Origin of the sequence: Priestia aryabhattai B8W22, from assembly GCF_000956595.1 — a bacterium.
Classification (GTDB): Bacteria; Bacillota; Bacilli; order Bacillales; family Bacillaceae_H; genus Priestia; species Priestia aryabhattai.
Genome location: NZ_JYOO01000020.1, coordinates 62,298 through 82,741, shown reverse-complemented (window position 1 = coordinate 82,741; position 20,444 = coordinate 62,298). Strand labels below are relative to the sequence as shown.

Annotated in this window: 22 protein-coding genes and 2 pseudogenes; 3 read left to right on the top strand and 21 right to left on the bottom strand. The window is 37.5% G+C overall.

Annotation, left to right across the window (positions count from 1 at the left end):
• Positions 1–52: 52 nt before the first annotated feature.
• From N178_RS16370 to N178_RS16355, 4 genes are all read right to left on the bottom strand, one after another.
• Positions 53–991, bottom strand: coding sequence for a ring-cleaving dioxygenase (locus tag N178_RS16370; RefSeq protein ID WP_045293530.1), 939 nt, complete (start codon positions 989–991; stop codon positions 53–55).
• 142 nt (positions 992–1,133) lie between these two features.
• A complete protein-coding gene (locus tag N178_RS16365) occupies positions 1,134–1,532 on the bottom strand; it encodes a DoxX family protein (RefSeq protein WP_016766319.1) in 399 nt (132 codons plus the stop codon).
• A 349-nt stretch (positions 1,533–1,881) separates the two neighbouring features.
• Positions 1,882–2,313, bottom strand: a complete 432-nt coding sequence (locus N178_RS16360) for a hypothetical protein (RefSeq protein ID WP_052942411.1) — start codon at positions 2,311–2,313, stop codon at positions 1,882–1,884.
• A 40-nt stretch (positions 2,314–2,353) separates the two neighbouring features.
• Positions 2,354–3,622: a glycosyltransferase gene (locus N178_RS16355; protein ID WP_045293527.1), complete on the bottom strand. Its 1,269-nt coding sequence runs from the start codon at positions 3,620–3,622 to the stop codon at positions 2,354–2,356.
• Positions 3,623–3,814: 192 nt separating this feature from the next.
• Between N178_RS16355 and N178_RS27870 the strand changes: the two genes are divergently transcribed.
• The 3 genes from N178_RS27870 (at position 3,815) to N178_RS16345 (ending at position 5,909) form a co-directional block, all read left to right on the top strand.
• A complete protein-coding gene (locus N178_RS27870) occupies positions 3,815–3,973 on the top strand; it encodes a BCCT family transporter (RefSeq protein WP_412762006.1) in 159 nt (52 codons plus the stop codon).
• Between the two features lie 405 nt (positions 3,974–4,378).
• The gene (locus N178_RS16350) at positions 4,379–5,560 is read left to right on the top strand and encodes a cation:proton antiporter (RefSeq protein ID WP_045293525.1); all 1,182 of its coding nucleotides are present in this window, start codon (positions 4,379–4,381) and stop codon (positions 5,558–5,560) included.
• Positions 5,561–5,699: 139 nt separating this feature from the next.
• Complete coding sequence (locus N178_RS16345; protein ID WP_045293524.1) at positions 5,700–5,909, top strand: hypothetical protein; 210 nt, start codon at positions 5,700–5,702, stop codon at positions 5,907–5,909.
• 47 nt (positions 5,910–5,956) lie between these two features.
• Here N178_RS16345 and N178_RS26070 read toward each other — a convergent pair.
• From N178_RS26070 to N178_RS16265, 17 genes and pseudogenes are all read right to left on the bottom strand, one after another.
• A pseudogene (locus tag N178_RS26070) lies at positions 5,957–6,136 on the bottom strand (IS3 family transposase); the annotation flags it as partial.
• 200 nt (positions 6,137–6,336) lie between these two features.
• Positions 6,337–7,293 carry a malate dehydrogenase gene (gene mdh, locus N178_RS16340; RefSeq protein ID WP_013058360.1) on the bottom strand — a complete coding sequence of 319 codons (957 nt, stop codon included), beginning with the start codon at positions 7,291–7,293 and terminating at the stop codon, positions 6,337–6,339.
• Positions 7,294–7,329: 36 nt separating this feature from the next.
• Positions 7,330–7,743, bottom strand: a complete 414-nt coding sequence (locus N178_RS16335) for a BMC domain-containing protein (RefSeq protein WP_045293523.1) — start codon at positions 7,741–7,743, stop codon at positions 7,330–7,332.
• The gene (locus N178_RS16330) at positions 7,736–8,020 is read right to left on the bottom strand and encodes a EutN/CcmL family microcompartment protein (protein ID WP_045293522.1); all 285 of its coding nucleotides are present in this window, start codon (positions 8,018–8,020) and stop codon (positions 7,736–7,738) included. The genes N178_RS16335 and N178_RS16330 overlap by 8 nt, the downstream gene beginning before the upstream one ends.
• Positions 8,017–8,682 (bottom strand): hypothetical protein, encoded by a 666-nt coding sequence (locus tag N178_RS16325; protein ID WP_045293521.1) that lies wholly within the window; start codon positions 8,680–8,682, stop codon positions 8,017–8,019. The genes N178_RS16330 and N178_RS16325 overlap by 4 nt, the downstream gene beginning before the upstream one ends.
• Positions 8,679–9,332, bottom strand: a complete 654-nt coding sequence (locus N178_RS16320) for a phosphate propanoyltransferase (RefSeq protein ID WP_045293520.1) — start codon at positions 9,330–9,332, stop codon at positions 8,679–8,681. The genes N178_RS16325 and N178_RS16320 overlap by 4 nt, the downstream gene beginning before the upstream one ends.
• A 25-nt stretch (positions 9,333–9,357) precedes the next feature.
• Positions 9,358–9,651 (bottom strand): ethanolamine utilization microcompartment protein EutM, encoded by a 294-nt coding sequence (gene eutM / locus N178_RS16315; RefSeq protein ID WP_013058365.1) that lies wholly within the window; start codon positions 9,649–9,651, stop codon positions 9,358–9,360.
• Between the two features lie 16 nt (positions 9,652–9,667).
• Positions 9,668–11,197, bottom strand: a complete 1,530-nt coding sequence (locus N178_RS16310; RefSeq protein ID WP_080890207.1) for an acetaldehyde dehydrogenase (acetylating) — start codon at positions 11,195–11,197, stop codon at positions 9,668–9,670.
• A gap of 34 nt (positions 11,198–11,231) precedes the next feature.
• Positions 11,232–11,885 (bottom strand): ethanolamine utilization microcompartment protein EutL, encoded by a 654-nt coding sequence (gene eutL / locus N178_RS16305; protein ID WP_013058367.1) that lies wholly within the window; start codon positions 11,883–11,885, stop codon positions 11,232–11,234.
• Positions 11,886–11,897: 12 nt separating this feature from the next.
• Positions 11,898–12,926, bottom strand: a complete 1,029-nt coding sequence (gene eutC / locus N178_RS16300) for an ethanolamine ammonia-lyase subunit EutC (protein WP_045293519.1) — start codon at positions 12,924–12,926, stop codon at positions 11,898–11,900.
• A gap of 12 nt (positions 12,927–12,938) precedes the next feature.
• Entirely contained in the window at positions 12,939–14,303 is a 1,365-nt protein-coding gene (locus N178_RS16295; protein WP_045293517.1) for an ethanolamine ammonia-lyase subunit EutB, read from the bottom strand.
• Between the two features lie 17 nt (positions 14,304–14,320).
• Positions 14,321–15,766, bottom strand: a complete 1,446-nt coding sequence (locus N178_RS16290) for an ethanolamine ammonia-lyase reactivating factor EutA (RefSeq protein WP_045293516.1) — start codon at positions 15,764–15,766, stop codon at positions 14,321–14,323.
• A gap of 195 nt (positions 15,767–15,961) precedes the next feature.
• Positions 15,962–16,462, bottom strand: a complete 501-nt coding sequence (locus N178_RS16285) for a EutP/PduV family microcompartment system protein (protein ID WP_045293515.1) — start codon at positions 16,460–16,462, stop codon at positions 15,962–15,964.
• A 24-nt stretch (positions 16,463–16,486) separates the two neighbouring features.
• Positions 16,487–16,828 (bottom strand): ethanolamine utilization microcompartment protein EutS, encoded by a 342-nt coding sequence (eutS, locus tag N178_RS16280; RefSeq protein ID WP_013058372.1) that lies wholly within the window; start codon positions 16,826–16,828, stop codon positions 16,487–16,489.
• Between the two features lie 41 nt (positions 16,829–16,869).
• A pseudogene (gene eutH, locus N178_RS16275) lies at positions 16,870–18,122 on the bottom strand (ethanolamine utilization protein EutH).
• 250 nt (positions 18,123–18,372) lie between these two features.
• Entirely contained in the window at positions 18,373–18,945 is a 573-nt protein-coding gene (locus N178_RS16270) for an ANTAR domain-containing response regulator (RefSeq protein WP_045293513.1), read from the bottom strand.
• Positions 18,938–20,371, bottom strand: a complete 1,434-nt coding sequence (locus N178_RS16265; protein WP_045293511.1) for a sensor histidine kinase — start codon at positions 20,369–20,371, stop codon at positions 18,938–18,940. The genes N178_RS16270 and N178_RS16265 overlap by 8 nt, the downstream gene beginning before the upstream one ends.
• Positions 20,372–20,444 lie beyond the last annotated feature (73 nt).

Genomic DNA, 20,444 nt, shown 5'->3' with positions numbered 1-20,444 from the left:
TTAGGGTTGAACTAACTTTTTACTATTACTAAAAGAATTCTTTTAGTAAAGTTCAGTCTAATTCTCTCACTTCAAAAGGAATCAAACCTCTTTCAATTTGATCTCGATGGGTTTCGTACTGTTCAGGCAGCATGAGCTTTTCTCCCATTGTTTCAAGTGACTCATCATGTGCAAAACCTGGAGGGTCTGTTGCAATTTCAAATAGAATTTCTCCGTGTTCTTTAAAATAAATCGCATTAAAGTAATTTCGATCTCGAACAGCCGTCACTCCGTATCCGCTGTCGGCTACGTATTTCTGCCATTCCAACTGATCTTCATCATCTTTTGCTCGCCATGCAATATGGTGAACCGTTCCAACGCCCATTTGCCCGCGTCCAATGGTTGTTAATTTTAAATCGATGATATTGCCAATGTCAGCTGATGATTGAAAACGTATAAAATCTCCTTCTTGCCCTACTTTTTGTAGACCCATTACATTTTCTAATAACTGAGCTGTTTCACCAGGTCGAACCGATAATAACGTAGCGCCTCCGAATCCTTTAATAGCCACTTCAGGTTTAATTTCACCAGTTTGCCACGTATTCTTTTCGCCTTCTTCTCTTTCCACAATCTCTAGATGCAAACCATGAGGATCGTCAAACTCTAAATACTGTTCTCCGAATCGCTCCATCTTTGTAGCTGTAACTCCAAACTTAGCTAATCGCTGTTCCCAAAAGCCCATCGCACCTTTTGGTACCACATAGGAAGTTACGCCAACTTGCCCGTCGCCTATTTTTCCTTGTCGTGCATTTGCCCACGGGAAGAATGTAATAATCGTTCCTGGTTTTCCGCCTTCATTCCCAAAGTAAAGGTGATACGTTCCCGGGTCATCAAAGTTTACCGTTTGTTTGACCAAGCGTAAGCCTAACACGCCCGCATAGAAATCAACATTTTCCTGAGGATGACCTACAATCGCCGTGATATGATGAATACCCGCTGTTTTTTTACTCATTACTACCATCTCCTTCGATATATTTTTCGTCATACGTTTTGTTATCCCTTTTAAAATTACAGCTATTTATCATTAATATCTCGAATTCGAGATATTAATCAAAAAATAAAAGCATCTTTCTTATTCCAACCCATTCTCTCTTTTAGAAAATAAAAGTGTCTATCGCATAATAACCTGGTCCTGCAATGGCTACACCGATTGCTACCACTAAAAGCGTAAGATTATATTCATACCCATTTTGTGTTGCCCAGTATCCATTCGGACCGTGTACTTTCACAATCGCCATGACCATTGTTCCGGCAATCAAAAGCGCTCCAAGCGGCGTAAGAAGTCCTGCAGCAAATAAAGCTCCTCCTACCAGCTCGGATAATCCCGCCATTAACGCCATTCTAACTCCCGGCTTCATTCCGATGGATTCAAACCATCCTCCCGTTCCTTTTAAGCCGTGACCGCCAAACCAGCCAAATAACTTCTGAGTTCCATGTGCCATAAAAGATAATCCAATGACCAAACGTATTAACAATAAACCAATGCTCACCATTTTTTATTCCTCCTATTTTTTCATCATTTTAAAATCTCGAATTAAAATATCTTGAATTAAGGATAATTATAAAACCATATGATTCTACTGTCAACATAAATTTTTATATTTTTCTGTAGCTAGTTGAAACGCTTAGCGACGTATTAAAAACATATTCATGATTTTATATGGATATGAGCATGGGAACAGAAAATATAAAAGCTAAATTGTATTATTTCTTGAATAAAAAAAAGAAGTTACCCCTTGGTAACTTCTCTCTCTCGTCTACTATGCATGTATAGTTCAATAACTGGATACTGAAGTTATCACCTTGCTTATCAAAGGGATATCTGGATCACTTGAATTAGTATCATTTTGTTCCTAATTTATCAATTAATTTAAGCGTATCATTGTATAGACTTAATTGATATCTCTGGGACTCTAATTCAGGTGGGATACTTATTTGTAAAGGTATCGAAGAAAGATCGAGTACATCCAAAGATGACTTGCTTATAGAGTAATTTTCTACGTTTTTATTAGCTTGTTCTGTTATGTATTCTCCTAATACCTGTAGTTGAACCGCCCATTTTTGTCCATCAACTGTGGGTAGAGAATTCGTTTTGGACCAGTCGTTAAATGTAGTGAGTACACCGGAAATATAGGTATACCCATGCTTCAGTTGCAAAAGGAATTGTTCATTTTGTTTTAACTGCTGCTTTTTATTTCTGCCAAATGGGTTCAACCTTAAACTCTTTTCTGCTTTCCTTAATTCCTTTTCGACCTGATGAAGTTCCTGAAGCAAGTTGGTTGTATCATCTATTAAATTTTCTCCTTCAACCCATCTATTTATCCCGCAATTTGTGTACTACGCTTTCTATATGCTTCACCGCTTGATATACACCATTTTCCGATTGAATGATGCTTTTTATTTGTTGAGCATTTTCAATATACTCTTCATTTTCTACTTGTTCTAACGCCTGAACCAATTCGAATACTTGGAGATTTTTTTCTTGTAAAGGCTTTAGTGAATACCCTTTTTTATAGAGGAGATTTGCCCAAAACGGTTGATCCACTGTAAACGGAATGATAATTTGTGGTACGCCACTCAGTAAAGCTTCAGACATTGTTCCAACACCTCCATGATGAATAATGCCTTTAGCACGTTTAAATAAAAGTCTATGGGATGCACCTTTAACGGCGAGTATATTCTCTTGTTGATTAAACTTCATACCACTTGTTCCTGTTAACACTATTGCGCGATTGTCCGTCTCCTTTAATGCCTGAACTAACTTTTGTTTAAAAATTGATGGACTCTTTAAAGGCATAGAACTAAATGATACTACAGTAGGCTTCTTTCCTTTTTCTAGAAATTTTTCTATTTCATTGGGTAGCACCTCTTCCTCTACATCTAAAAAGAAAAAACCTGGTAGACATACAGAACCTTTCCAACTCTCTACTTCTTTGAAAAGAAAAGGACTAATCGGATAAATTATAGGAATAGATGCACCGTTTACTTCATATGTGTAAAGTCCGGCTTTTCTCTTTGGAAATTTTAACGTTTTTTCTCTAAAATTATTAATTTCTTTCATAAAAGGGTACTCACTGAACTTTACTATCTTGTAGGATAATCTATTTAATGTAGGACCAAAGCTTTGTTTTGACGATAAAGAGAAATTTGGGAACTCTGTAATTGGATACATAATTGGAACGGGCGGTAAGCAAATGCAAGGAATATGATAGTACAGCGCAATATCAACGGCACCAAGAGCTTTAGGATGATAAATGATTAGATCTGCTCCTTGGGAAGCCTGATAAAAATCATCCATACTTTTTCTGTAGGATGGAGCAATTTTTTCTTTTGAAAATTTCATTATTTTAAAAGGTGAAAACCTTTTACCATTAAGTATATCTTTTCCTTCCTCGCTCTCCATTATTGCCATCAAATCAGTAGCAGCGGAATGAAAGGAAACCTTATTTTCTTCAATAAAACGTTGAAACGTCGCACCTGTACAAATGACTACTTCATGTCCATTCTTAATCATTTCTCGAGCAAGTGCAATATAAGGCTGTACATCTCCCCTACTGCCTAACGTTAAAATTGTCACTTTCATAATTTTCACCCCCCATAATAAATAATAACTTAACTTTTTTGTTTTGCTGCAACTATATTCTAGCTTATGTATAAAGTTTTCTTATTTATTTAATTTTTGATGTCGTTAAGTTAAATGATAATGTCTTACGGTTTGCGATAGTTCTTGCATTCACAAATAATTTACTCTTTGCAGAGGTAATAAGGCAGATTAATCCTATTAGGTACAGGTGGCCTGCAAGGCATGCAAGCAGCTATTATTGTCAGTGCATTACCATTAGGGATTGTTCTTCTATTCATGTCCTATGCATTAATTAAGTCCTTCCGACAAGAAGTTTCTGAAGATAAAAAGCAAAATAAAAAAACTGCTTAACTTATTTCAATATGAAGTTTTAAAAAGTTTATGATTTATTTTCAAATCGGTATTTATATTTTTGTTTGAGAGAAACTTTATAGTAAACATCATGTATGTAAGCTTTGTTAAAGGTTGTTTCCTTTTAGTGAGGAAACAACCTTTCTCTTCTTGCATGTTTGTAAGCACAAACTTACTTTTCTCTGATTGAAATTGTATTCAAATTTATATTATTTAGCATTATATAAGTAATTTATTACTTATTAATCATACTTTAGGAAAATATTATCTATGATAAACAAAGTTATAAGAAAAGCCGTATATCTCTCCAGGTGACAGAAACCTATCCATAAAGAGAATGTACCCTTAACAATACTTGGCACATGAAGCATAATTTCAGTTTTAAAGAGACAAAGGAGCATAAAAATGGTTACATATTGGATTATTTTATTAGCTATCGCTGTAGGGGTAGTGTTTATCGCAGAAAAAATGAAACAGCCTTATCCTACTTTCCTTGTAGTAATGGGATTAATCATTGGTTTAACTCCGATTCCTGGGTTAGGAGAAATAAAAAGTTATGCAGCCAATGACACCGTGTTTCAAACAACCGTTATTTTTATCTTCTTATCAGCTTTGTTAGGGGATGCAGCACTTAAACTGCCCTTTGATGAACTAAAAAGCAATAAGCAATCTATTTCTTTATTAGCTTTTTTAGGTACATTTCTTACCTTCTTATTAGTTGCTGCTTCCACTTATTTTTTCTTGCACCTTTCTTTGCAGGAATCCTTAATTTTCGGTGCACTTATGGCAGCTACTGACCCTGTATCCGTTCTAAGCATTTTTAAGTCAATGGGCCTAAACAAGCGCCTCTCCATTGTGGTCGAAGGAGAAAGTTTAGCAAATGACGGAGTTGCTGTTGTACTATTTCAAATTGCTGTGGTAACTACTGCCTTGAGCTTAACAGGTACATTGAATGCGCTGCTTGAATTTCTGAAAGTTGTAAGTGGAGGCATATTGATTGGTGGAGTGTTTGGTTTATTAGCTTCTCGTATTACATCTAAGATTGATCATTATTTAGTGGAGACTGGATTATCAATGGTTCTATTTTATGGTACGTTTCAGCTTGCTGAACACTTTGATGTTTCTGGGGTAATATCTGTAGTAGTAGGTGGCGTAATCTTAGGAACTTATGGACGAAACGTAGGCATGTCAGATCTAACACATGAAAAAGTGAATTCCTTTTGGGAAACAATCGCCTTTCTCTCCAATGCGCTGATTTTCTTACTAGTAGGATTAGAAGTGAGTCGTATTGATTTTTTAGATAAAGGATGGCTTATCGTTGGAAGTATTCTTATTGTTCTTTTAGCACGTTTTCTCGCTGTCTATATAAGCTTAGCTTTTGATAAATCCATTCCAACTTCATGGAAACCTATTATTTCATGGGGAGGATTAAAGGGATCTCTTTCAATTGCGCTCGTTTTAGGCATTACACCCGAATTTGAAGGAAAAAATCTGTTATTAGCAATGACATTTAGTAATGTAGTCTTTTCTCTTCTTGTTCAAGGAACAACACTAAAAAAATTAGTTTCATTTTTGAATGTAAAATAAACGCCTATACTAAAAGAAAGCTGATGTTATGTTTGAAACTTTTCTTACACCCACTCGTATATCCATAAGGAACAACCTTAATCCTTTCTTAGTCAACATACAATAAATACGCGATAGAAAGCGTACAAGGAGGAATTAGATGGAATCAAAAATGAGTTGGTGTATTAAAAACCCTTCGTTTTATTTGGGAGCTGTTTTATTTCTCATCTTTGGTAGCCAATGCGTTATGGGATATATAAAAGAACATCAATTCTACGTTTTAGAGAGCATATTGAGTATCATAGGTGTTTTTATGATTGTTCTACCGTTGAAAAAGAAACTTGCTCCTCATTCACCAAAAAGCACTTAGTTATATGGGACTGACCCCTGATTTCGAGACAAGGATCAAAACACCTTTTAAACAGCCAGTTTTCGGTATTGTACCGGTGACTGGTTGTTTAGTTTTGTTTGAATACGAATATGGTTATAATAAGTAATGTGGCTTTCGACAGTTTGTTCTACGATGGCAGTCGTAGTACATGTTAACTCATCGAGGTAAAATGTTTCAGACTTTAGGGTGGAATGAAACGATTCAATTCAATTGCTTTTAATTTCACTTCTACTGGATAGCTCACTCTTGCCCCCATAGAAAAAACACCTCCAGGTTATTGTTAGGTACTGCATACCCGTTTTTTAACTTAAAGGTGTTTTTTATTTGTCTCACTTCATGGGGGCAGTCCCTAGCAGCTAAAGGCTTTTAAAAGCTATTTTATGTTTTGTTTTGACTAAAGGCTGATTTAGCTGAATACTTCTGATGACTCTAAAATAGCCATAACGCTTTGTACGGATTCGATTGAACGTTTTAGCCCTTCATTTTCCTTTTCCGTTAAAGGAAGTTCAATGATATGTTCAATTCCATCTCCTCCTAGGATTGTTGGTACACCTAGGTAAAGATTATTACAGCCATATTCACCTTCTAGATAAGCTACGGAAGGGAGAATTCGCTTCTTATCCTTTAGAATCGCTTCTGCCATTTGAACCATAGAAGCAGCAGGAGCATAATAGGCACTTCCATTTCCAAGCAGGTTAACGATTTCTCCCCCACCTTTGCGCGTTCGCTCTACAATAGCTTCTATACGTTCAGGTGAAATGATTTTATCAAGTGGAATTCCTCCAGCATACGAATAACGAACTAATGGCACCATATCATCTCCGTGGCCGCCCAAAACAAACCCTGATACATCTTCAACAGAGATATTTAATTCTTGAGCCACAAATGTATTAAAGCGGGCTGTATCTAATACACCAGATTGGCCTATTACTCGATTTTTAGGGAACCCCGTGGTTTTATAACAAACGTACGTCATTGCATCGACTGGATTACTCAATACAATAATATAACTGTTTGGTGCATGTTTTTTTACATTTTCCGATACTTCTTTCATAATTTTTGCGTTTGTTGAGACTAGGTCATCACGGCTCATTCCCGGTTTTCTTGGAAGTCCTGCAGTAATTAATACTAAATCTGCATCCTGAATGTCTTCATAGCTAGATGTCCCCTTGATATTAGCGTCAAACCCTTGAACTGGGCTTGCCTCTAACATATCAAGTGCTTTTCCTTTGGTCGGATTAGTCTGGGAAGGAATATCAACTAATACTACGTCTCCAAGTTCTTTTTGCGCCATCATTAATGCTGCTGTGGCTCCTGTAAATCCCGCTCCAATTACAGCTATTTTTTTACGCTTAAATGCCATGATTTATCCCCCATTCCTCGTTGTTTATATGTATGGTTATTCTACTTTTTGATCTTCTTCTACAGCAGCAGAATCTGCTTTTGCTTTATATTGAATACTGGATTTTGTTTTAGCAGCAGATGATTTTTTAGCCATTTTATTGTCTTTAGGTGCTGCTTTTGACTGCGATTCTTTATTTTCATCTTTTAATAGGCTATTTCCAACCTCTTCATCGGGATGAGGAATTACGTGTGCTGACACTAATTCTCCAACGCGAGCCGCTTCTTCTTTTCCCATATCTACAGCTGCCTGTACTGCACTAACATCACCTTCAACTAACACGGTTACAAGAGCTGCATCCACTTTTTCTTGCTTCACTAAGCGAACATCAGCTGATTTTAGCATCGCATCCGCTGCGACGATTGAACCTATTAAGCCTCTTGTTTCAATCATTCCAAGAGCTTTAGCCATTCTCTCCACCTCTTTCTATATCAACAGAATCTATAATTCCGATAATAATCGCATCAATGGGTAATGGGGTGTCAGATGCCATATGTGCTGCGGCACTTCCTTGAGTAACCATTACCTTATCACCAATCCCGGCTCCAATACGATCAACTGCAATAAAAGAAGAGTCGTTATTCGATTCATTTAAAAGTTCAGGTTGAACAACTAAAAACTTTAAACCGCGTAAATTATCTTCTTTTCTTGTTGCCCAGACGTTGCCAATTACCGTCCCTATTTTCATAAAACATCCGCTCCCTCTACGTCTATCACGCAAATTTCTTTTCCTAATTCTCTTGCTGTATCGCGTGCCAAAGGAGTGATAATCGTTTTAGGTGAAACCGTAATTTTTTCTTCTTCTACTAATTTCACATGTCTTTGGGTTAGCACTCGTTCTGTAAATGATAAAGAATGTCTGTTTAAGCCTGATTGCAAAAATCTCTCAAACGATTGGATTTTCACCCCAAAGCCTTCTAATGTATTTTTATAAGCAATTAAATGGGCTGCATATTTGTTGTTTACTGGCTTTTTTTGATTACTGGACAGCAAGACGTTTCCTAAAGTTACAGAAGGAATGAGTGAAACAGAAATTCCTTCTAGCAAAGCCTCAGCCAAAAGAGAACTCTCTAGTGTATCTGTAATACCAAGCGCTCCTTTTACAAGCAGGTCTTGCTTTGCTTCTGCAAATAAAATACCTTGTATATCTTTTGGAAGGTTTTCTTTTTGCTCATCGCTGTAAACCAGTGTCCAGCTTGTTTCTAACTTTTTAATTTGAATTGGATCAATTGCTGCCGACTCTTTCACGATCAGCAGCTTCGGCTTTACGTTTAGGTGCTGCTTGTCTGATTTATCTAATCGTTTTAAAACTTCTACTACAATTTGTTCAATCAGAGCATGATGGTTCATAAAGCTTCCTCGTATAGAGAAAGAATCCCTGTCGCTCCGGTAGAAATTAGCCCTGCATTCGCTTCATCTGTATCAATATGCATTTCAAGCTTGAACTTTGGTGAAACTCGAATTAATACACGTTCAAGCGTAGTAGGCCTTTCTCCTTGAGAGGTAATTCGAACACACTGACCATTTTTTACACCATAAGCTTCAGCATTACCTGGCGTCATATGAATATGAGCTCGTGCAATGATTAACCCTTCTTTCTTGTAAATGCTCCCCTTTGGTCCAACTAATGTAATCGCTTCTGAATTCCTTATATCTCCAGACTCACGTAATGGAGGAACAGCACCAAGTTTAATTGAATCTGTTTTACTGACCTCCACTTGAGTTATATTTCTTGCTGGGCCAAGGACTCGCACCTTTTCGATGCTTCCTTTAGGCCCCACAATGGTAACTGTTTCATTAGCTGCAAATTGACCAGGCTGAGACAGGCCTGATTTTTTTGTTAGTTCATACCCTGCTCCAAAAAGAGCTTCTACATCTTCTATACTTAAGTGACAGTGTCTAGCAGATACAGCCATTGGGACTGTATTGCTTTGCTTGGTTGTTTGACTTAACTGCTGAACAACCTCTGCTACAATCGATTGAATGGCCTGCTTATTCATGCGCTATGCTCCTAACTTTTTAAGCTTATAGTTCACTATCGATTTTCGGTAAAATACTTTCTAGTTCATTGTGTGGACGTGGGATAACATGAACGGAAATAAGTTCTCCAACACGCTGTGCAGCTGCCGCACCAGAATCTGTCGCTGCTTTTACCGCGCCTACGTCACCGCGTACTAAAACCGTTACAATTCCTCCACCTACGTGAACTTTACCAACTAAATGTACGTTTGCTGCTTTTACCATTGCGTCTGCTGCCTCTACTGATGCTACTAATCCTTTTGTTTCAATCATTCCTAATGCTGTTAGTTCTCTTGCCATTTTTAATTCCCCCTAATTAGTTTGTTTGATATTTTTGAAGTGCTTGATTAACCATTTCAGAAATTGCTGCTGAATCAATCGGTCCCTGTGGCTTTAATTGATTCATAACTTCGTTGACAATTTCCTGTACGTCTTGATGATCTTTTGTATCTGATGAAGCAGAGGTAGAAGATAAAGATGGTTTTGGAATTGTCACCTCTTTTGTGCCGTAAGCCATTCGCTTAATATTTAATAAATGGCGAGCGGTCACATTGTCTGACGTAATGTTGCCTCCAAACGAACCGCACCCTAGTGTAAAGGATGGCTTAAGTCCAGTCGTACCACCCACAGCTCCCACTGACGAGAGTGTGTTGACCATCAGTCTTGAGACCGGCATTTCAAGAGCAAACGTTTTAGCTACCGCATCATCGTTTGTATGAAGCGATAAGCTGTGACCTCTTCCACCAAGATTTAATAAGCTTAAACATAATTCCCTTGCTTGCTCTTCGTTCTTAGCTGTATACAATGGAAAAATAGGTGCTAGCTTTTCAATCGAAAACGGAACATCCTTTGCCACCTTTGTCTCTTCAGCAACTAAGATTCGTGTATCAGAAGGTACTGTAATACCTGCCATTTCAGCAATTTTTACAGCACTTTGACCAACAATATTTGGATTAAGCTTCTTTGGAATTGGTGAAATCACTTTTTCCATTTTGGCTTTCTCTTCTGAATTTAAGAAGTAGGCTCCATTATTCTTTAATTCTCTAATAGCCATTTGTTGAATATTACGGTCAACAACAATCGCTTGCTCGGTTGCACAAATCGTGCCGTTGTCGAACGTTTTGCTATCGACAATCATTTTTACTGCTTGGTCAACCTTTGCAGTTTTTTCAATATATACAGGTACATTTCCTGGACCTACACCGTAAGCTGGCTTCCCAGAACTATACGCTGCGCGAACGAGAGCACTTCCGCCTGTTGCTAAAATTAAATTCACATCTTTATGCTTCATTAATTCATTGGTTGCAGCCATAGAAGGATTGGAAATCCAACCAATAAGTCCTTCCGGAGCTCCCGCTTCGACTGCTGCACGCGCACAAATTTTAAGCGCTTCTACTGTACAGTTCATTGCCCGGGGGTGAGGGCTGACCACTAGAGCATTTCTAGTTTTTAAACTAATTAATGTCTTGAAGATAGCCGTTGAAGTTGGGTTGGTTGTAGGAATAATTCCAGCAACAACCCCAAAAGGAGAGGCGACTTCTACCACTTTGTTCGCTCTATCTTCGTGAACAATACCTACTGTTTTTTCATTTTTAATTGATTCATAAACAGCTCTAGATCCTACCTCATTTTTAATTTTCTTATGTTCTACAACACCCATCCGCGTTTCTTCAACTGCCATTTTTGCTAATTCCAACGCTTTAGAATAAGCTGCTTCGGCAACTCGTTCAACGATGCGATCTACTTGCTCTTGTGTAAAATTCAAGTATACCTGCTGTGCGGCTTTTGCCTTTTCCACTGCATTTCGCATCTCCTGTAAAGATTGAAGATCTTGATCAAACTGCACATCCAACAACTCCTTTCTACTGTCTATAAGCTTTTTAATAATGAACTGGATTTCTTGCAATGTCTAAAATAGCCTGGCGGAACGCATCAGCAGCTGCTTGACAGGCTGATTGAGATCCTGTTAAAAAACCACCGCCAAAATTTGTTTCAGAAGGAGGACCAAAAAATTTCACAAGCTCTACATCAGCTGCTTTAAGCGCTACATCAAGTCCATACATAGCCTCTAGTGGCGGGGCAATTAAATAAGCTAGTGGTTCGCCAATATCGATTCCTGCTTCTTTAGAAAGGTAAGAACCTGTCCTTGCCACCACATGTGCATACAGCGCGTGATTTTTTTCTTCATCTAATGCTTCAAAATAGGCATCTGATTTCGTCACTTGTAAAATGGCATCAATGCCAGCTTTAACTTCATCTGGACTTGGACCCGCTAATACACCAATCATTTCACCTGATAGCGGACCTGACGCATGAGCAGCACCAGCATAAAAGGAACGGGCATAAGCTACCTCAACATCTGCTCTTTTGGTGGCTTCGTCTAAAGCTGTATAGCCCACATCATCAATACTTGATGTAAACATGGCTAAACTTCTATGGTAAGGCTGCAAGTTAAACTGCTGAACTAAAGCGTCATCCACATTTGGAATCACACGAACGGCTAAAATGTCAGCATGGATACGTGTTAAAGCCACTCCTATTCACCTCTATTGTTCTTTTTGAACAAGCGATACACCGCTAGCTTCATATTTTAAAATTTTTTGAACCAATGTACCGAGATAAGCACCCGCTTCAACTGGAGGAATGCCGCCTTTATGAATATTGGAAACCACCATTCTCTCAGCTTCAATCATTCCTTTTCTCGGTTCATAGCATAAATAGGCACTTAAGGATTCTGCACTTATAAGTCCCGGACGTTCTCCAATTAAAAGTACCACCACTTTTGGCGTCAGAAGTTCACCAATGTCATCCATTACAGCAACTCGACCTTTTTCTATGTAAAACGGAACGCCTACATTTAAATCTGCACTTTTTAAGGACTGTTGAAGAGATAAATAAACGTCCTCGACATTTTCTTCAATGGCTTTGGAGCTTAAACCATCAGAAACAATAATTTGAACAGTTGGTGATTTGGTACATTTTTCTTGAATGCACTTTTTGGCTTCGTCTGATAGCTTTCGTCCATAATCCGGTCGGCGAATGTACACTTCTTTATCTGTTACCTGAGTATTTACTTTAAATAAATTCAATCGTTTTAAGAGATCGTCGTTCACATTGCCATAAACAGCATCAACGGCTGCTGCATGGTCATAGCGGAATTTCAGCCATGTTTCTGTTCGTGGACGTAAGCCTGCTCTGCCAATTCCGATTCGAGCAGGTGTTTTTTGAATTAATGTATCTAATTCTTCTTGATTCACTGGATTTTTAATACCAGCCACCTGCTGTTTTGATTCAATATCTTTTTCTTCCTGTGGAATAGTCATTTTACTTTCAGGCAGAGATGTTGAATCAACTTCTTGAATATTCGGAAATTTAATTAATTCCTTTGCCGAATCAGCTTCTACTACTTCAGCTATAGGACCATTAATCACTTTCTTATTTGCATTGGATGTATGAGCCCAAAAAGTTACGCTGCTTTGACTATCGTCAGTAGGAGAGCTTTGTTCGAAGCTAGATTGTTTTTCTAGCTTTTCGACAATGGATCGTGTAATTTTTTCAATCAATTCAGGATTCATCTTCTTCATCACCTACCTTGTAAAAATACTTGGATCTCCTGCATATTTACTTAATTTCCCTTGTTCAAAAATCCCCATTTTCTCGAGCCACTCTGCAAATAAAGGAGAAGGCTGTTTCCCCATCGTTTGCCTTAAAGTCGCTACATCATGGTAGCTCATTGATTGATAGTTAAGCATACAATCATCACCCATTGGTGTTGCAATGATAAAATTAACGCCTGCAGCAGTTAGCAATACACCTAAATCTTCAATATCATTTTGATCTGCTTTAATATGATTGGTGTAACAAATATCTACACCCATCGGAATTCCATGCATCTTTGCCATAAAATGATCTTCTAAACCTGCACGAATAACTTGTTTGTTGTTATATAAGTACTCAGGTCCAATAAAACCAACCACGGTATTTACAATATAAGGGTCATAATGACGTGCAAACCCATAGTTACGAGACTCTAACGTTAGCTGATCCATCCCAAAGTGCGCTTCAGCTGATAGCTCAGAACCCTGTCCTGTTTCAAAATATAAGCACTGAGGCCCTGTTCCTGTTCCGTGACTTTTAGCTAATTGATTTGCCTCTTCTAGTAAGGCTGCGCTGATTCCAAATGAACGGTTAGCGGCTTCTGTTCCAGCAATACTTTGAAAAATCATATCCGCTGGTGCTCCTTGTTCAATGGCTTTCATCTGAGTCGTAACATGAGCTAAGACACAGTTTTGAGTTGGAATTTCCCAATCATTCATAAAATTTTTCGTAGCGTGGAGCAGCCGTTTTACACTTTCAACTGAATCATCTACAGGGTTAATACCAATAACAGCGTCTCCAATTCCGTAAGACAGCCCTTCTTTTAAAGAAGCAATCATACCCTCTACATTATCTGTAGGATGATTAGGCTGCAGTCTAGAAGCTAAGACTCCTTTTTGGCCAATAGTAATGTTGCATTTTGTTAAAATTTCAACCTTATTTGCGGCGTGAACTAAATCGAGGTTTGACATTAGTTTTGCTACTGCAGCAATAATTTCACTATTTAACCCTCGACTAATCCTCTTTAAATCCTCACCCGTTGTTTCATCACTTAAGATATACTCTCTAAGTTCTGCTACGGACCAATTTTTCATCGATTGATAGATAGGTTCATTTACTTGACTTTCAATAATTTGAGATACTTCGTCTTCTTCTGGTGAGATCATTGGGTTTTCGCGAATATCAGCAAGTGTTAGTTCACTAAGCACTTCCTTTGCAGCAATTCTTTCTTGAACGGTTTCTGCAGCTAAACCTGCCAGACGGTCGCCAGACTTTTCTTCGTTTGCCTTAGCAAACAAATCTTTTAAATCAGAAAATTGATAAACAGCACCTAAATAATGTGTATGTAACTTCAACAGTGAAGCCCCCTTTCTTATGAATGGAACGTAAGGGTTTTGACTACTACCGGTACTACACTTGTTTGTAGCAATTGGCCAATATCCAAGTAGTCACCGTGTTCCACCTTAATTTGATCAATACAAATAATGCTTTGCGACGAATCTTGGGCAACAAGCGTTTGCCCTAATACCTTGGCATGATCGCTTTCAAGAACAATGATCAACGGCTGATCTCTTTTACTTTTTTGTTTCACTGCTTCTAGCAGACCTTTTGCCAATTGTTGAATATCTCGAAATCCTACATATGGAAGTCCAGATAAGTACAAGGCAAAATTTTGTCCTTCCTGCTGCGGGTCATGTATCTCAATTGCATCTTTTACAGCATCCTTTAAGTGATGAACACTTTTTTGAAACCCATCCTTAAAAGAAATTTGATAAACAGGTATATTTCGTACAGGTAAATCTTTGGTTTCTACTTGAATCGTGGCTCCACTGATTTCAGTCGTTTGTGTACCGGCACCAAGAACGGTTGCGCGAACGGTTTCATCAGGCTGAATCCATGACCATCCCTTCAAACTCTGACTATCTTTTAAAGAGTCTGCAAGCATTATTCCTATGTCGTGGTAAGGAGCTTGTTCAACACCTTTAGACTCATATTGATAGAGACACTCACTAATTCCACCAGAAAACATAATGACATCAATTTCTTCTTTCCAATTCGGTTCATGCCCTAAAAGTAGTATCTTGTCCTCTGCCGTCATAGTACGTGTTAGCATTCGGCTAATCACATCAGCCATATAATTTGTTATATTCTTTACCTCTTCTTCCACCATTACATCACCTTTTGCAAGAGTACTATTCCACTCTTTTAATAGGTTTCTAACGGGTGGTGAAATGCTACTGATTTTATCTTCCGAAAACTCAATCAGCCTGCCTCCTATATGCAATGTGCAGGTTCCACACAGCCTTCCCATTCGATAAACTGCTACATTAGCGGTTCCCCCGCCAATATCTATATTGGCAATCGTTTTGCTCGTTTTTTTGGAGTATTGGTAAGCTCCTGATCCTTTTGCTGCAATAATTCCCTCTAGATCGGGACCAGCAGTTGCTACTAAAAACTCACCGGCATGATTTGAAAGATGGTGAATCATTTCTTCCGCATTTTGCTTAGTTGCTGTCTCACCTGTAATAATCACTGCACCTGTTTTAATGTCTTCAGAACCAACGTTTGCTTTATCATACTCATTTCTAACAAGCTTCTCTATTGCTTCAATATCGATTGTTGTGGATGTGAGAAGTGGTGTTCGATAAATCGGGCTGCGATGAATAATTTCTTTATCAATAATCTCAATACGCGGCAAGTGTGTTCCTCCTGCCATATTCATCAGAGAAAATTGGCTTAACACAATTTTGGTCGTGCTTGTTCCTATATCAATTCCTGCACTGATAATCTCCTCTTTTAGCGGTTCGTATCGCTTCATATCCCTCCACCTCGCCAACCTTCAATCAGCAAAAGGTTTTAGTCATTACTGATTGCTAATTAGTCGTGTTTTAGTCAAATAAAAAAGGCACCTCATACGAACTATCTCCTGAAAGATAGCTGTATAAGGCGCCTTTGCCCGTAATTTTTTTGTATATTTAGAATATAACTGATTTCTTACAAAATGTAAAGGTTTTCATTTAAAAATAATAGTTTTCGATTTCCAATTATCACTACACTCTTTCATCTCTTGTAAAGACTGGCACTGTACCAAAGCTCGAATCTCTTCAAGCCCTTCTTTATTAAGGGAAGAAGTGACAACAATAGGACCATTTACAACTACTTGTCTTGCTTTTTTGATAGCTAAGCTCACATCAGCATCTTCTGCATCACTTTTTGTAATGACCCCAATAGCTAACTTATTAATACCTGTACTAAAATTGGGTGGAAAGAATGTCTTTTTCTTTGTAGCGTCGTGCAAATATAACACATGTGTAACTTCAAGAGCGGTTGCCATAATATTTTTATAAAAAAAAGGATTTTCAACATATTCTCCAGGTGTATCAACGATCCAATCATAATAGATTAAAGCTTGTGTTTTAACTGCCTCGACCGGCTTTCCAAGCAGAGCATTTGTTAATGTCGATTTACCGGCACCAATTGAGCCAATGAGCATGGCTCTGTTTTTTTTATGCATAAGTCTCCCCTTCCTACTATACAATTAGGATTTTGTGATAATTGAAGGTGTGTAACCTAATGTTTCGGAGAGAAAACGATTGATTTCTCTCATGGCCATATCTACTTCTGAAACGCTCCCCACAATAACAAGACTTCCTGTAAAACGATCTAAAAAACCTAATTGAACATGTGCAGCTTTTGTAGCCAAATCACCTGCAATAATAACGGTCTCACTGGGAGTCAATGTTAGAATGCCTAGAGCTCCTTCTTGCTGTATACCTAATTTTTCGAACATATCCGGATCTGGATTTGCAATTAAATGGCTCAATGTAATTTGTTTTCCAGGAACAAACTCTTGGATAAAACGCTTTTTTTCTTCACTCATAAAAATTACCTCTCCCTTATCGTACAAACTCTATACAATACTTACATCACTTGTGTCTTACTGCTTTTTTCTTCTGCCTCTTCATTTTCTTCAGCTGCTGAACTTAAGTACTCGTCTTTTCCAATAATGCCTGCTTCGCGATCCTTTTTTCTAGCTCTAAGGCTTTTGGAACAGATAGCCAATATGCTAAACCAATGCCTATTAAACCTGCTGAGAACTTCCCGATAATAACTGGAAGAATTAATGTCGGCTGAAAATTGGCTGTAAAAGATAAATGATCTCCTAATAAAAATGCCGAGCAAACTGCAAACGAAATATTAATAACTTTGTCTTTTGGAGGCATGCTGCGAATGAGCTTAAACATCGCTAAAATATTAGCAATCGTAGCTAAAATACCTGCACTTCCTTCTTTACTTAATCCGAGTTTTTTCCCTAAAGCTTCAAGCGGCTTTCCTGCATATTTTTGAAGCAAATAAACCATTGGAAATGCACCAGCAAGCATGATTCCAATATAACCTGCTGTTTCTAGCGCACGAAATTGATCGGCTTTATCCGCCATGATTGGATGAAATCCCCAGCTTCCAAATAAATGAGAGAATAAGCCCGTAAAAATTTCAACAATGGAGAAAACAAGAACTAGCTTAATTCCAGCATCCATGATACGCCCAAACCACATAAATCCTTTAATCATTAAATCAGGCAGGAAATATAGTCCTACCGCTAATAGAACAACAAATAATAAAAGTGGAGATAAATTCAAAATAATTTTTAAATAACTTAGCGTAAATTCGTATGTTGAATCACTGGTAGTGGAAATAATTTCACGCACATCAGAATTGGTTACCATAATCAAAACACTTGAAATAAAAGCACCGATAGGAATCGTTAACACACCTGACATAACGCCCAGCGCCATATATTTATGGTCGCGTTTATCAAGCATGGCAAGTCCTACTGGAATCGAAAATACAATGGTTGCTCCGGCCATAAATCCTACTATCATGGCCATGACCCATCCTTCATACGACTCTTTTAATACGTGTGCTAATTGATATCCTCCCATATCCGTTGCTAAGATAGAGGTGGCAGCAATAGCAGGGTCTGCCCCAATAGCTGAGAAAAAAGGACCGCATACCGTACTAATAAACCACGAAAGATATGGAGTTGCAGCCATAATACCAGCCGCTGGTATAAAAATATACCCGATAGAATGCAATCCTTCCATGAATTGCTTTCCTAACCCTTCATCACTATTTCTAATCGCAGCAATAGCCCCACACACTGCACAAGTCATGATAATATAAATCACGATTTTCCCGATGATAACCACACCCAATTCCCCCTATATGATGATTTTTATTTAAATAGATAATAGTTTAACTATTTCTATCTATTTAAAGCGTATGAAGTAACCTGTTAAGAGCTTTGCTACTAGAGAAAGATTAAAATTATTCCCTTAAAAAAGACAAAAAGGTGCCAGGTGGTTTTTTATCACTTAAAACCACTAAGCACCTTTGCTCAAACTATTTACTTGTATAGTGAGGTTAAGTTCCATATTTCTCAATGATGTGTTTTGCTAACTTCTCTAGTGTAACCTGCTTTTTCATGCTAATAGTCCGCATTTTTTTAAAAGCACGATCTTCTGTTAAATTATATTTATCCATTAAAATTCCTTTTGCTTTTTCAACAATTTTTCGTTTCTTCAGTTCATTATTCATTTCCTGAACTTTTTGCTCATACATTTTTGCATTTTCTGCTTGTTGTAAAGCAATTTCAACTGCTGGAATTAAATTGGATTCAGAGATTGGTTTTACTAAATAGCCTACTATATTCGCTTTTTTCGCTTTATCAATAAACTCCTTCTGACTGTATGCTGTCAACAGCAGAATAGGAATATTATATTTATTTGAAATAATTTCACTTGCTTTTAGTCCATTTAACTTAGGCATTTTTATATCCATAATAATTAGATCTGGCTTTAGTGAAAAAGCTAATTCAACCGCTTTTTCACCATCTCCGGCTTCTCCTACTATTTCATAACCATTATCAGAGAGCATCATTGATAAATCTAGTCGTACAATTGACTCATCTTCAACAATTATAATTCGTTTAGTCATGGTGTCCCCCTCTTTCTAATGGGAACCTAGCTAATGCCATGGTGCCATTTGAAGTTCTCTCAATTGAAAATTGACCAGATAAATCGTGAGTGACCATCATGGTAACTATATCTAACCCTAAAGATGGCTTGGCTTCTTTTGAGTACCCAATACCATTATCTTTAATTATAACCTCTATCTCATGGTTATTCTGTTGAAAAGAAACGTGAATGTTACCTTCTTCTCGCCCCTTAAACGCATGTTTCATACAGTTTTGAATAAGCTCATTAATAATTAATGCTATAGAGACAGCTTTATCCGACTCTGTAAAAAGCTGAGTGCCCGAATATTCAATTGAAATATTTTTATTTTCATCCGTGGCGCTATACACTAGCATATTACCAATTTTCTCAATCAAACTAAGAATATCTACATTGTCTACACTAGAGTTGGAAAGAATAATCTCGTACACAGAAGCGATACTTAAAATCCGGTTAAGACTCTCGACAAAATGAGCCTTACTTTCTTCAGGAAGGCCCCTTCTCATCTGAAGACGCAATAAACTCGCAATAGTCTGTAAATTATTTTTGACACGATGATGAATTTCTTGAATCATGACTGATTTGACAACAAGTTCTCTTTCTCGCTCTCTAAGTTCAGTCATATCTCGAAATGTAATAAAAGCACCATTCGTTGAGCTTTCTTGTTTTAAACTAACTTTTTTGACTTGAAATACCTTATTCAAAATAGTCACTTCTTGCATAAACAACTTTTCTGGATGATAAAATAACTCTTCTAAACAAGGGAAATATTCGATGATTTGATTCCCTACCTTACATTCTGAGGAACAGACTTCAGAAACCAAATTGAAAGCAGCTGAATTAAAATATAGAATGTTTAAATTAGGATCAATAAAGAAAAGGGCCTCTCCAATAAACTCTGGAATAAGCGAAGCATTTTCTGTCATCTCCATTAAAATTTCGCTTAACGTGTCATTTGTGTTTGATAACGTTTTCATTTTTTCTTGACGTTCAACCATTTCACTGATATCTTTTTCCATAATCAATGTAGCAATTACACGATTATTAAATCCTTTAATAGGAACCACACTTTGTTCTACCGTTTTTCCTTCTTGTGTTAAGGCGCGATTTAAAGACATCGGTTTTCCATTTTTCAGCGTGTAAAATACTGCTGGTTCAAACGCTTCGTACACAAATTTCCCTGCCACTGGACGTTCATAAACTGACGGTGCAGTTTCTGGTGCAGCTTCTGCCACTACAACTGCATGCTGTCCTTCTTTTGTTAAACAATCGATAAACACATTTGCTCGGTTTAAATCAGCAATAAGCGGCAAATTTTTAGCAACTTCATCAATCTTTTGAATATCGACTTCTGCTAGATTTGTATGAAGCCTGCATAAAGAATTTAAGGATAATGTATGAGTCATATGTAAACTCCTAGCTGCTTTTAAACATTTAAGCATTAAAATATTAGAATATAATAAGTATTATATTTTTCTG